The organism is Phreatobacter sp. (genome assembly GCF_016793595.1).
Classification (GTDB): domain Bacteria; phylum Pseudomonadota; class Alphaproteobacteria; order Rhizobiales; family Phreatobacteraceae; genus Phreatobacter.
The window spans coordinates 1,167,388-1,179,885 of sequence record NZ_JAEULY010000004.1; the positions used below are offsets into that span (position 1 = coordinate 1,167,388).

The 12,498-nt window shown below is 67.3% G+C and carries 13 protein-coding genes; 7 read left to right on the forward strand and 6 right to left on the reverse strand.

Features of this window, described 5'->3' with window-relative positions:
- Nucleotides 1-142: 142 nt before the first annotated feature.
- Nucleotides 143-1,009 (reverse strand): C40 family peptidase, encoded by an 867-nt coding sequence (locus JNK84_RS09790; protein WP_293423438.1) that lies wholly within the window; start codon nt 1,007-1,009, stop codon nt 143-145.
- A gap of 32 nt (nt 1,010-1,041) precedes the next feature.
- Nucleotides 1,042-1,392, reverse strand: a complete 351-nt coding sequence (locus tag JNK84_RS09795; RefSeq protein WP_293423440.1) for a MarR family winged helix-turn-helix transcriptional regulator — start codon at nt 1,390-1,392, stop codon at nt 1,042-1,044.
- Nucleotides 1,393-1,504: 112 nt separating this feature from the next.
- On the opposite strand from JNK84_RS09795, the gene JNK84_RS09800 reads away from it, so the two are divergent.
- Both JNK84_RS09800 and JNK84_RS09805 read left to right on the forward strand, forming a co-directional pair.
- Nucleotides 1,505-1,990 carry a YqaA family protein gene (locus JNK84_RS09800; RefSeq protein WP_293423442.1) on the forward strand — a complete coding sequence of 162 codons (486 nt, stop codon included), beginning with the start codon at nt 1,505-1,507 and terminating at the stop codon, nt 1,988-1,990.
- Between the two features lie 82 nt (nt 1,991-2,072).
- Nucleotides 2,073-3,035, forward strand: coding sequence for a complex I NDUFA9 subunit family protein (locus JNK84_RS09805; protein ID WP_293423444.1), 963 nt, complete (start codon nt 2,073-2,075; stop codon nt 3,033-3,035).
- A gap of 6 nt (nt 3,036-3,041) precedes the next feature.
- Here the strand turns inward: JNK84_RS09805 and JNK84_RS09810 are convergent, their stop codons facing one another.
- On the reverse strand, nt 3,042-3,845 hold the full coding sequence (locus JNK84_RS09810) for an undecaprenyl-diphosphate phosphatase (protein WP_293423446.1): 804 nt from the start codon (nt 3,843-3,845) through the stop codon (nt 3,042-3,044).
- Between the two features lie 219 nt (nt 3,846-4,064).
- Between JNK84_RS09810 and JNK84_RS09815 the strand changes: the two genes are divergently transcribed.
- From JNK84_RS09815 to JNK84_RS09825, 3 genes are read left to right on the forward strand one after another with little or no spacing between them, the layout of a single operon-like run.
- A complete protein-coding gene (locus tag JNK84_RS09815) occupies nt 4,065-4,751 on the forward strand; it encodes a glutathione S-transferase family protein (RefSeq protein WP_293423448.1) in 687 nt (228 codons plus the stop codon).
- The gene (queG, locus tag JNK84_RS09820) at nt 4,649-5,854 is read left to right on the forward strand and encodes a tRNA epoxyqueuosine(34) reductase QueG (RefSeq protein ID WP_293423450.1); all 1,206 of its coding nucleotides are present in this window, start codon (nt 4,649-4,651) and stop codon (nt 5,852-5,854) included. The genes JNK84_RS09815 and queG overlap by 103 nt, the downstream gene beginning before the upstream one ends.
- Nucleotides 5,851-6,753 (forward strand): SDR family oxidoreductase, encoded by a 903-nt coding sequence (locus JNK84_RS09825; RefSeq protein WP_293423452.1) that lies wholly within the window; start codon nt 5,851-5,853, stop codon nt 6,751-6,753. Before queG ends, JNK84_RS09825 begins: the two co-directional genes overlap by 4 nt.
- A 350-nt stretch (nt 6,754-7,103) precedes the next feature.
- On the opposite strand, the gene JNK84_RS09830 is transcribed toward JNK84_RS09825, so the two are convergent.
- The gene (locus JNK84_RS09830; RefSeq protein ID WP_293423454.1) at nt 7,104-7,961 is read right to left on the reverse strand and encodes a 23S rRNA (adenine(2030)-N(6))-methyltransferase RlmJ; all 858 of its coding nucleotides are present in this window, start codon (nt 7,959-7,961) and stop codon (nt 7,104-7,106) included.
- Nucleotides 7,962-8,111: 150 nt separating this feature from the next.
- Between JNK84_RS09830 and JNK84_RS09835 the strand changes: the two genes are divergently transcribed.
- The gene (locus JNK84_RS09835) at nt 8,112-8,336 is read left to right on the forward strand and encodes a hypothetical protein (RefSeq protein WP_293423456.1); all 225 of its coding nucleotides are present in this window, start codon (nt 8,112-8,114) and stop codon (nt 8,334-8,336) included.
- A gap of 3 nt (nt 8,337-8,339) precedes the next feature.
- Here JNK84_RS09835 and JNK84_RS09840 read toward each other — a convergent pair whose 3' ends face one another.
- Nucleotides 8,340-9,272: a class I SAM-dependent DNA methyltransferase gene (locus JNK84_RS09840; protein WP_293423458.1), complete on the reverse strand. Its 933-nt coding sequence runs from the start codon at nt 9,270-9,272 to the stop codon at nt 8,340-8,342.
- 64 nt (nt 9,273-9,336) lie between these two features.
- Nucleotides 9,337-10,719, reverse strand: coding sequence for an AmpG family muropeptide MFS transporter (locus JNK84_RS09845; protein ID WP_293423460.1), 1,383 nt, complete (start codon nt 10,717-10,719; stop codon nt 9,337-9,339).
- A 406-nt stretch (nt 10,720-11,125) separates the two neighbouring features.
- Here JNK84_RS09845 and urtA point away from each other — a divergent pair, with 406 nt between their 5' ends.
- On the forward strand, nt 11,126-12,358 hold the full coding sequence (gene urtA / locus JNK84_RS09850) for an urea ABC transporter substrate-binding protein (protein ID WP_293423560.1): 1,233 nt from the start codon (nt 11,126-11,128) through the stop codon (nt 12,356-12,358).
- The last annotated feature ends 140 nt before the right edge of the window (nt 12,359-12,498 follow it).

Consider the following 12,498-nt stretch of genomic DNA (forward strand, 5'->3'; position numbering starts at 1 on the left):
GAGCGATATTCAAGTCGTGGATGGTCGGGCTTGGCCCGACCATGACGAACAGGTGGCTGCGGTGTCAAAGATTGGGATGAGCCCGCGACACGCCCCACCTCTCCCCGGCGGGGAGAGGTGGTGACGCTCGTCTGGCAGTTCCCTATTCGGCCGCCACGCTCATCCGTTTCACCGAGGTCACCGCGCCGAACGACTTCTCGCGGATGCGCGCCACGGCTTCGGCGACAGGTTCCCTGACCACCATCATGTGATGGCCGTTGGCATGCAGCAGCTCGGTCGGGCTGGTCATAATGCCGACATGGCCCTTCCAGAACACGAGGTCGCCGCGCTTGAGGCCGGACAGATCCGGCGCGAGGTCGACCGGCTGGCCCAGCGCCTTTTCCTGCATGTCGGAATCGCGCGGCGCAGCGACGCCCGCAGCCTCCAGCGCCGTCTGGACGAGGCCGGAGCAGTCGATGCCGAGGCTGGTTCGCCCGGCCCAGAGATAGGGCGTGCCGACGAAAAGCTCGGCCACCGCGACGAAATCGGCCGCGCGGTTATCCACCGGCACGAGATGGGCCGTGATGACGTGAGCGCCGGTATCCGTCACGGAGAACTCGTTGGACGTGCGCTCGATGGTCAGCCGGGCGTTCATCGGGGCGATGAAATTGGGCGGCAGCTTGATGCTCGGCCCCGGATAGACGTGAGTATGCCGCGTCCAGACGCGATGCGTCGCGGGCGCGCGGCGCGGGCGCAGCGCCGGCTCCACGACATAGCCGACATAGCCGTCGCGCTCGGACTGGATGTAGGCATAGCCGCCCTGAACGTCATAGACCTGCACCTCCTCGCCGAGCAGAAGCTCTGTGTCGCGGGCGGCGTTGACCTGCCGCGTGGGCGCCATGGGCAGGATCGGCAGCTCGACGCGTGCGGGGCGGCCCTCGACGAAGCGCTCCGCTTCGACCTGTCCCTTGAGATGGGCGGCGGCGAGATCGGGGCGGGCAGGAGTGATGCGGCGGTCGAAGGCGGTCATGCCCGGCTTCTAGCACGCCGCCGGTTAATGTCTCACGGCGGTAGCATCTGGGCCTGCTCGGCGAGCAGGTCGCCGATGCGCTCGACGGCGAGCGCGCCCTTGACGGTGCGCTGGATTACCACGTCGCGGCGGTCGCGCTCGTCGCGGCGGCGCGAGACGAGGTCGAGCTTGCCCATGGAATCGAGGGCGCGGGTGATGACCGGCTTGGTGACGCCCAGCTTGCGCGCGAGGTCGCGAACATGGTGCGGCGGCGGCTCCAGATAGATGGTCAGCAGGATGGCGATCTGCCGGGACGACAGGTCCGGCTCGCCATCGCGCACCAGCGCGAGCGAGAAGTCGTGCACCAGCTTGATCGCCTGGGCGGGACGCAGCACGACGGCCATCAACGCAACTCGCCGGGACAAACTCGTTTCGGGGCCGTATTAAGCGGCCGCCGCCTGCCCTGTGCAAGGGCCTGTCGCCATGGCATGAGCGGAGCGGTTAACCGGCGCACGCATGTTCCACGAACTCATCCCCCATCTCGCCGCCCACGGCACCATGGCGGTCGCGGCCTTCTCAGCGGCGACGCTGCTGCCTGGCGGCTCGGAAGCGGTGTTCGTGGCGCTGCTTGCGGGCGGCTACGGCCATCCGTGGCTGCTGTTCCTTGTCGCATCCGTCGCCAATACCGCGGGCGGCATGACCAGCTGGTGGATCGGCACGCAGATCGCCCGGGGCGCCGACAGCGAGCGCGGCCATGCCTGGATGAAGCGCTTCCGCCTCCCCCCGGATATGACGGCGCGCATCGAACGCCTGTTCGCGCGCTGGGGCTGGGGGTCGCTGCTGTTCTGCTGGCTGCCGGTGATCGGCGACCCGATCACGCTTTTCGCCGGCATGGCGCGCTATCCGGCCCTGCCGACCGCGATCCTGACCGGCATCGCCCGCACCGGCCGCTATGCGCTCGTCTGGGCCGCGACAGCCGGCGTGATGAGCTGGTGGGGCTGAACAGCGCGAGCGCCCCTTCACCTCACCCTGGAAATGGACTAATCACGGCCAACTCTCGCTTCTCCGCTTGAAAGGCCCCGCGATGCAGACCTTCGACCGGCTCGTCACCGTTTTCGGCGGCTCGGGATTCGTCGGCCGCCACATCGTGCGGGCGCTGGCGCGCCGGGGCTTCCGCATCCGCGTCGCCGTGCGCAGGCCGGACCTTGCAGGGCACCTCCAGCCGCTTGGCGCGGTCGGGCAGATCAATTTCGTCCAGGCGAACCTGCGCTTTCCGGATTCGGTGCGCGCGGCCGTCGAGGGCGCGGAAATCGTCATCAACTGCGTCGGCATTCTCCATGAGACCGGCCGCCAGAAGTTCGACAGCGTGCAGGCGAGCGGCGCCGAGGCGGTGGCCCGCGCGGCGGCGGATGCCGGCGCGAAGCTGATCCACATCTCCGCCATCGGCGCGAATGCGACAAGCACGTCGGCCTATGCCCGCACGAAAGCCGAAGGCGAGGCAGCGGTGCTGCGCGAGGTTCCGGGCGCGGTGATCCTGCGTCCCTCGGTGATCTTCGGGCCGGAGGATACGTTCCTGAACCGCTTCGCCGGCATGGCCCAGGCCCTGCCCGTCCTGCCACTGGTCGGCGGCGGCGAGACGCGATTCCAGCCGGTCTTCGTCGGCGACGTGGCGCAGGCCGTGATGGCCGCCGTCGACGGCAAGGTGAAGCCGGGCACGGTGCTCGAGCTCGGCGGCCCCGCGGTGAAGAGCTTCCGCGAGGTGCTCGACTTCGTGCTGGAGACGACCGGCCGCAAGCGCCTGCTTCTGCCCCTGTCCTTCGGGCTTGCGCGGTTCCAGGCGAAGTTCCTGCAGCTGCTGCCGAACCCGCTGCTCACCGAGGATCAGGTGGAGCTCCTGAAGTCGGACAACGTCGTCAGCGAGGCCGCGACATCCGAAGGCCGGACGCTGGAGGCGCTGGGCATCCATCCGCAGTCGCTGGAAGCGGTCGCGCCGACCTGGCTCTGGCGGTTTCGCAAGCAGGGCCAGTTCGCCGAGCAGGTGCGCTGAGCGGGTTCACCCCAGCGCGTAAAGTCCGGTCAGCCCCGCGACGCCGACGACGATCCGCCACACCGCGAAGAGCGCGAAACCGTGCCGACCGACATAGTCGAGCAGGAAGCGCACGACGAACAGGCCGGAAATGAAGGCCGCGACGAAGCCGACGCCGATCGTCGTGACGTCCGAGAAGTCGAGCAGCCTGTAGTTCTTGTAGAGATCGTAGGCGAAGGCCCCCGCCATGGTCGGCATGGCGAGAAAGAACGAGAACTCGGCCGCCGAGCGCTTGCTGGCGCCCATCAATAGCGCGCCGACAATGGTCGCGCCCGACCGCGAGACGCCGGGAAACAGCGCCGCGCACTGGCAGATGCCGATCTTCAGGGCGAGCCATGGCGAGAAGCGGAAGGCATTGTCCTCCTTCTCCTCGATCTTCAGCCGGTCGACCACCAGGAGCACGATGCCGCCGAGGATCAGGGCGACGCAGACGAGGTCCGGCCGCTCGAACAGCGCCTTGATGCGGCTGTGCAGCAACGCGCCGAGGATCGCGGCGGGGAGGAAGGCGACGAGGACGGAAACGACGAAGCGCCGGGCCCAGGCATCGGTCGGCAGGCAGAGCACCACGCCGAGCAGGCGGGTGAAATAGACCAGCATGATGGCGAGGATCGCGCCAAGCTGGATCAGCACCTCGAAGGTCTTGCCGGTCGACTGGAAGCCGAGGAAATGGCCGATCAGGATCAGATGGCCGGTCGACGAGACCGGAATGAACTCCGTGCCGCCCTCGACGAGCCCGAGGAAGAGCGCCTTGCCCAGATTGGCGATATCCATGGATCACCTGTCGGCGGCGACGAGGGGGCCGCGCTATGTCGGCACGTCATAGCGCAATCCGCCTTCACGATTGGTTAAGCATGACGCTTCCTGAATAGGTGCCGAGAAATCGCGCGGTTGTCTCGCAGGCTTCATGGGGCTATGCACGCCCCTCCGCCATCGCGCGTCATCGAAAAACCACATCGGGTCCATCGATTGCGACCCATCGGGTTTGTCTGAATGCTGCTGCATCATCGCTTCTTCTGTCCCCACTCCCGCTTCGTCCGGCTGGTGCTCGCCGAGCGCGGCGTGGAGCCGGATCTTGCCGAGGCAAAGCCGTGGGAGCGGCGCGACGATTTCCTGCGGCTCAATCCCGAGGGAACGACCCCGGTTCTCGAGGCGGCCGAAAGCCTCGCCATCGCCGGCGCCGAGGGCGTCGCCTTCTGGCTCGACGATACCGACCAGACGCCGCCCGACCGGCGGCTGATGCCCGAGGCGCTGACGCAGCGCGTCGAGGTGCGCCGGCTGATGCGCTGGTTCCACGGCAAGTTCTTCGACGAGGTCTCCGGCCCCTTCGTGGAGGAGAAGATCGACAAGCGCTTCATGCCGCCGGAAGCCGGCGGCGGCGCGCCGAACACGTCGATCCTGCGCGCGGCGCGCAACAATATCCGCTATCACCTAGCTTATCTCGGCTGGCTGGCGGCGCGAAACGACTGGCTTGCCGGACCGCAGATGAGCTACGCGGACCTTGCCGCCGCGGCCCATCTGTCGGTGGTGGACTATCTGGGCGAGGTCCCGTGGAACGACGACGCGGCAGCGAGGGAATGGTATGCGCGGGTGAAGTCCCGTCCGTCGTTCCGCGCCCTGCTGGCAGACCGGGTGGTCGGCATGCAGCCGAGCGGGACCTACGCCGATCTCGACTTCTGAGCGACCCGGCCGCGCTGCGCGAGGCAATTGCGCAAGCGGCGCGGGCGCAGGGCTTCGACTCTGTCGGCTTCACACTTCCCGACGCCATCCCGCTTGCCGCGCCGCGCCTCGCCGAGGCGCTGTCCGCCGGGCGGCACGGCTCGATGACGTGGATGGAGGAGACGGCCGAGCGCCGCTCACATCCCAATGCCATGTGGCCGGGCGGCCGGTCGGTGGTCATGCTCGGCATGAATTACGGGCCGGACGAGAACCCGCTCGACGGCCTGAAGGATCGCTCCGACGGCCTGATTTCGGTCTATGCCCGCGGCGACGATTACCATGAGGTGATCAAGACGCGGCTGAAAGCCATCGCCCGCTGGCTGGTCGAGGAGACGGGTTGCGAGCTCAAGGTCTTCGTCGACACCGCGCCGCTGATGGAGAAGCCGCTGGCCGCCGCCGCAGGGCTCGGCTGGCAGGGCAAGCATACCAATCTCGTCTCGCGCGCATTCGGCTCGTGGCTGTTCCTCGGTTCGATCATGACGACGCTGGAGATCGCGCCGGACGGGCCCGAACGGGACCATTGCGGCTCCTGCCGCGCCTGCCTCGACATCTGCCCGACGGCCGCCTTCCCGGCACCCTACAAGCTCGATGCCGGGCGCTGCATCAGCTACCTGACCATCGAGCACAAGGGACCGATCCCCCGCGAGTTCCGCAAGGCCATGGGCAACCGCATCTATGGCTGCGACGACTGCCTTGCCGCCTGCCCGTGGAACAAGTTCGCCAGCCAGGGCCGCGAGATGAAGCTCGCGGCGCGGGCGCATCTGAAGCGCCCCGCGCTGGCCGACCTCGCGCGGCTGGACGACGCCGGCTTCCGGGCGCTGTTCACGAAAAGCCCGGTGAAGCGGATCGGGCGCGACCGGTTCCTGCGCAACGTGCTGGTCGCCATCGGCAATAGCGGCGACGCCAAGCTTGCGGACGTCGCCGCTGCCTTGCTCGACGATGGCTCGCCGCAGGTGCGCGGCGCAGCGGTCTGGGCGCTGCGGGAGCTGGACCCGGCGCGCATGGCCGGCGGGCCGCCGACATCCGAAACCGATCCCGATGTCCTGACGGAATGGACCGCATGACCACCCTCCTGATTTTCGGCCTCGGCTATTCCTCCAGGGCCGTCATCCGCATGGGTGGCGGTCGCTATGAGCGGATCGTCGCGACCGTACGCTCGCCGGAGCGCGCCGCTGCGATGACCGCAGCTGGTGTCGAAGGCCATGCTGTCACGGTGCTGGCCTTCGACGGCACGGCGCTGTCGGCGGAGCTTTCCACAGCGATTGCTGAGGCCGACAACGTGCTGCTCTCCGCGCCGCCGGACGAGGCAGGTGACCCCGTGCTGAAGACCTGCGCCGAGGCACTGGCGACCCACCCGCCGAAATCCGTCGTCTATCTCTCAACCGTCGGTGTTTATGGCGACCATCAGGGCGGCTGGGTGGACGAGACGACGGAATGCCGGCCGGTCAGCGCGCGCAGCGTCGAGCGGCTGGAGGCGGAGCAGGCCTGGGCGGCCTTCGGCAGGGCCAATGGCGCTCCCGTCGCTCTCCTGCGCCTTTCCGGCATCTACGGACCGGGCAGCAACGCGCTCGTCAATGTCGCGCGCGGCACGGCACGCCGCATCATCAAGCCGGGGCAGGTGTTCAACCGCATCCATGTCGACGACATCGCTCAAGCGGTGCTGGCGAGCTTCGAGAAGCGCTACGACGGCATCGTGAACGTCACCGACGACGAGCCCTCGCCGGCGCAGGACGTGGTGGCCTATGCCGCCGAACTGCTCGGCCTGCCGGTGCCGCCGGACATCCCGTTCGAGGCAAGCGGGCTGTCCGAGATGGGCCGCAGCTTCTACGGCGAGTGTAAGAGGGTCAGGAACGAGCGGCTGAAGGGTGAACTGTCCGTTAACCTGCTTCATCCAAATTTCACGGTGGCGCTCCGGGCATTGGCCGCCGGGGGCGACGGCAGGCAGCGGCAGGAGTTCCGTTAAGTCAGCATTCCATTGTTGCATTGCAGCGTAACGAAAGCAGTATTGCTGCAACGCACAAGCAGCGGAACCATACCCCAGTCGTTAGCCGCCCATCGGATCCCCGACGGCCGGTGCCGCGGATGACGACCGTCACCCGAGCCTTCAGGGGTATGACATGATCGACATCGGTATCGTGGATCTCGCCATCGTCCTCATCGGACTTGGCGTCGGCGCGGCCTGCGCGCTGTTCGTGGTCGACACGGCGAAGCAGATGAACCTGCGCACGGACCCGTAGGGTCAGCAGGGTTCATGCTGGACGCATTTTCCTCACGCGAACCGGTTCCCACTTCGCTCGAAAATGCTTTCAGGTTCTAAGCGTCGCCGGACACAAGAAACCGGCCCGCGGGGACGCCGAGGACGTCCCACAATGACTTTCCCGCCGCGCGGCAGACAGGCGCGAGCGTGTATGGCGCATTGATCGTCACGAGGCCGGCGCCCGCAAGGCGCTTTCCATCGACGGGCCGCCACGTCGCCTCGATGACGAGGCATTTCGGGATCGCGAGATCGGCGATCATCCGGTGGAACCGCTTCACCTGCACGGCATCCTTGACCGGATACCAGAGCAGATAGACGCCGGTGGCGAAGCGCCGGTAACCGCTGGCCAGCGCATCCACCAGCCGGTCATAGTCGCCGGCCTGCTCGAAGGGCGGATCGATCAGCACCACGCCGCGCTTCTCCTTCGGCGGCAGGAAGGCCCTGGGCGCCAGCCAGCCGTCGAGTTCGATGACCTTGGCCCGGGCCTCGCGGCGATAGAGACCGGCGAGCGCCTCGGCATCCTCGGGATGCAGTTCGCAGAAGGTGAGACCGTCGACCGGGCGGGTCATCAGCCGCGCGACCTCGGGGCTGCCGGGATAGTGGCGCAGGCGGCCGTCCGGATTGAGCCGCGCGACGCAGTCGAGATAGGGATCCAGGAAGGCCGCCAGCGGCTCCGGCAGGTCGCGGCCCCACAGGCGGCCGATGCCCTCGACCCATTCGCCGGTGCGTTCGGCGGCATCCGAGGTGAGATCATAGCGGCCGATGCCCGCATGGGTATCGACGACGCGAAGCGGCGTGTCCTTCTGCGTCAGGTGGCCGAGCACGAAGGCCAGCACCGCGTGCTTGATCACATCGGCCGGGTTTCCGGCATGGTAGGCGTGACGGTAGTTCATCGCCTGCCTGTCGCCCGCCACAGCCCTTATCGTCAACCGCGAACGTTGAATCGAACTTTCGATAAAATTGCGGCGAGTTTGGCAAAAGGGGATTCAAGCCTCCTGTGCCATATGCTTGGCGTCACCGGGCGAAGACCCGGAATTCGGGGGCGCCATTGCGGCGCAGTGGGCATGTTTCGCGGCACGTTCATCGTTCTGGCGGTCTACGCGGTGGGGCATCCCCACTTCGACGGCGCGCGCCCGGCTGTGCTCGACAAACCGCTGACCGCCTTCCACAAGGACGTGAACTCGGTCGCGCGCGACGGCATGAAGGTGCTCGGCGCCTTCGACGGCGCCCGCCGCTGGGAATATCTGGCGCCGGTGTCCGCCGCGCTCGGCCGCGCCGGACAGCAGTAACCCTCAGGCCCTGCCGGCCACGACGACGAGACCGGGCACCGGGCGATCCGCCTCGTTGCGCGTCGACACCGCTTCCAGCAGCAGGATGTCGAGCCCGGCGCCGGTGACGACGGCCCGCACCAACGCCTCGGCATGGGCGTAACGCAATCCCGCGCCCAGCACGACGCCCTCACCCGGATGGGTCTCGACCGTGAAGGCGAGGAGGCCGCCCGGCACGAGCACCCGCGCACTATCGCGGGCGATCGGGGCGAGATCGGCGAGATAGACGAAGACATCGGCGGCAGCGACCAGATCCGCACTGGCGGCATGCTGCTGGCCGAGGAAGCCAGCGAGATCGCCGACCGCGAGGTCGCGGTAGATGCCCTTCTGTCGGGCAATGTCGATCATTCGCGGGGAGAGATCGACGCCGTCCATGACCTCGACGCGCGGAGCGAAGACCTCGGCCGCAAGGCCTGTGCCGCAACCGAGATCGAGCATGCGGGTGAAGGTGCCGTCGCGGCCGCGCATCGCGCAGGAGCGCGCGACGGCATCATGAAGAATCTCCGGCCCGCGATAGGCCAGGCCCGCGCGCAGCGCGCTGTCGAAACGCGGCGCATACTGGTCGAACAGCGCAGCGACATAGGCTGGCGCCATGGCGGCGGCAATGTCGGCTACCCCGAGGCGGGCCAGAGCCAGCGCCGCGCCGAGCGCGTCGGAAGGATCTTGCGCCAGCGCCTCGCGAAAGGCGGCGATGGCTTCGTCCCGCCGTCCCTGCGCGGCCTCGACTTCGCCGAGCGCGAACCATGCCGGCGCCCAGCGCGGCACGATCTCAAGCGTCTGCGCCAGCAGGTCGGCGGCGGCAGGCAGATCGCCCTCGGCCCGGGCGAACATGGCGTAGTCGTAGCGCCTGTCGGCCAGGAGATCGCCGGAGGAGCGGGATGTGGTGGAGCGCTGCATGCGACGCTGGCTCTATCGCAGCGACGGCCGACACGCCAGCGGCGTGTCAGTCGTCGGCGGCGTGTCAGTCGTCGGCGGCGAGCTTGCCGGTCGGCCGCGCGAGCGCGTCGAAATGGCCACGCGCCTGCAGCCACCAGAGCAGGAAAAGGCTCGGAATGGCGGTGAGGCAGGAGAGGACGAAGAACCAGAACCAGCCGGCCTGCTCGGCGACGAGACCGGCGGGGGCCGAGATATAGGTGCGGCCGACGGCCGAGAGGGCCGAGAGCAGGGCATATTGCGTCGCCGTGTGCAGCGGCGACTGGCAGAGCGAGGACAGGTAGGCGACGAAGATCACCGTGCCGATGGCGCCGGTGAAATTCTCGGTGACGATGACCGCCGCCAGCATCGGGTAGCTGGCGGGCATCACGGCCTGCAGCGCGAAGACGAGGTTCGAGCCCATCTGGAGGAAAGCGGCAAGCCAGAGGCTGGTCCTGAGGTCCAGCCCGCGCGCGACGAAGCCGCCGGCAAAGCCTCCGGCCAGTGTCGCGGCGAGGCCGAGCCCCTTCACGATGGCGGCATATTCCTCGCGGCTGTAGCCCATGCCGCGAATGACGAAGGGCCCGGTCATGGCGCCGACGAAGGCGTCGCACAGCTTGAACAGAATGACGAAAGCGAGAACGGCAACCGCCATGTCGCGGGTCAGGAACTCGGAGAAGGAGCCGACGGCTGCCTTCAGCACGCGAACCATGGGGTTGTCGGCGGAGTGGGCGGCAACAGCCTCGGCCGAACGCGCCGGCTCGCGCGCAAGGAGTGTCGTCGCGATCCCGACCAGCACGAAACCGGCCATCACCACATAGCCCAGCGTCCAGGCGGTCGCCTTGTCGAAGCCCTGCACCTTCTCGAAGAACGAGACGATGAACAGCGCGCCCGCCGTCGAGACGAGCATGCCGACACGGTAGGCGGCGACATAGGCGCCGACGCCGGCGGCTTGCTCGGACGTGTCGAGCTTCTCGACACGGTAGGTGTCGATGACGATGTCCTGCGTGGCGGAGGCGATGGCCACCAGCACAGCGCCGAGCGCGATCATGAAGGGCGAGACGTCGGGGTTCTGGAGCCCGAGGAAGACGATCGCCGCCATCAGCATGATCTGGCTGAAGATCAGCCAGCCCCGGCGGCGGCCGAACAGGCGGCAGAGGATCGGGATATCGAGCGCATCGACGACCGGCGCCCAGAGAAACTTGATCGTATAGGGCGTGCCGACGAGGGCGAAGAAGCCGATGGTCTTCAGGTCGACGGAGCTTTCCGCCATCCAGACCAGCAGGGTCGAGCCCGACAGCGCCAGCGGCAGTCCGGCGGAAAAGCCGAGGAACAGGACGATCAGCACATCGCGGCGCAGATAGACAGCCGCAGCCTCGCGCCAGCCCCGGCGGGGCGGCGGGCTTTCGGCTGACATCTCGCTGACGGCCATCGCCTTCTCCCCGTCGCCCTCCGCCGAGATGACGCCGACAGGGTTAACGAAGCCTGAATTCACCGCCAAGAGCCGCGCGAGCGGCAGGCGTCGCCGTGGCCGGTGAATCGAGATCAGGCGGTGATGCATACTTGGGCAGTATGATTTGCCCATTTTTTCATCGCGCGCCTGCTTCGTGCCCATCCAGGGCGCAGCGGCGTGCCTGCCGCAGGGTCAGCGCGGGGGAATTCCGGAACGGAGTCAAGCGATTGCTGCGACGCGATGACGCTGGCACGGCGGTTGCCACAGCCATAGGCGCTGTCCGGCGGTGGTTCTGCCTTCCGAGCGCTGACGGCTAACACCAGAACGGGAACACTCCATGTTGAACCTTAAATCCAAAGTGCTCGGCCTCGCTGCCGGCGCCGCGATGGCGCTGGGCAGCTTCGCCGTGCCGGCAAAGGCGCAGGAGACGATCAAGGTCGGCATCCTGCATTCGCTGTCCGGCACGATGGCCATCTCGGAAACGACGCTGAAGGACGTCATGCTGATGCTCATCGACGAGCAGAACAAGCGCGGCGGCCTGCTCGGCAAGAAACTGGAGGCGGTGGTCGTCGACCCCGCGTCGAACTGGCCGCTGTTCGCCGAAAAGGCGCGCGAGTTGATCACGCAGAACCGGGTGGCGGCGACGTTCGGCTGCTGGACCTCGGTGTCGCGCAAGTCCGTGCTGCCGGTCTTCGAGGAACTGAACTCGATCCTGTTCTATCCCGTGCAGTACGAGGGCGAGGAGTCCTCGCCGAACATCTTCTATACCGGCGCGGCGCCGAACCAGCAGGCCATTCCGGCGGTCGACTACCTGCTCGCCGAGGGCGTGAAGCGCTTCGTGCTGGAGGGCACCGACTACGTCTATCCGCGCACGACGAACAAGATCCTCGAGGCCTATCTTCTCGCCAAGGGCGTGAAGAAAGAAGACATCATGATCAACTACACGCCGTTCGGTCATTCCGACTGGCAGACGATCGTCGCCGACGTGAAGAAATTCGCTTCTGCTGGCAAGAAGACGGCGGTGGTCTCGACGATCAACGGCGACGCCAACGTGCCCTTCTATAAGGAGCTCGCGAACGCCGGCATCAAGGCGACGGACATTCCGGTCGTCGCGTTCTCGGTCGGCGAGGAAGAGCTCGCCGGCGTCGACACCAAGAACCTCGTCGGCCATCTCGCCGCCTGGAACTACTTCCAGTCGGTCAAGAGCCCGGTCAACGACAAGTTCATCGCCTCCTGGAAGGCCTTCACGAAGAACCCGAAGCGCGTCACCAACGACCCGATGGAAGCCCACGTGATCGGCTTCGAGATGTGGGTGAAGGCGGTCGAGAAGGCCAAGAGCGTCGAGCCCGACAAGGTCATCGATGCCATCGTCGGCGTCGAGGTCCCGAACCTGACCGGCGGAACGTCGAAGATGCTGCCGAACCATCATATCACCAAGCCGGTGATGATCGGCGAGATCCGCGCCGACGGTCAGTTCGACGTGGTGTGGCAGACCAAGGGCCTCGTTCCCGGCGACGCCTGGTCCGATTTCCTCGACGGCTCCAAGGACCTCGAGGCGGATTGGGTCGGGAAGAAGTGCGGCAACTGGAACACCAAGCTCAATAAGTGCGGCAGCTGACGCTTCCCAGCTGCTGACCCTGGCACCGCCCGTGTCGCTCCTCCTCGCGCGGGCGGTGCCTATTTACGGAGCCTTCTCCATGCCTCTGCGACCGACAGTCATGGCTCTTGCACGACGCTGCCTCGCCGCCGTCGCGGCGA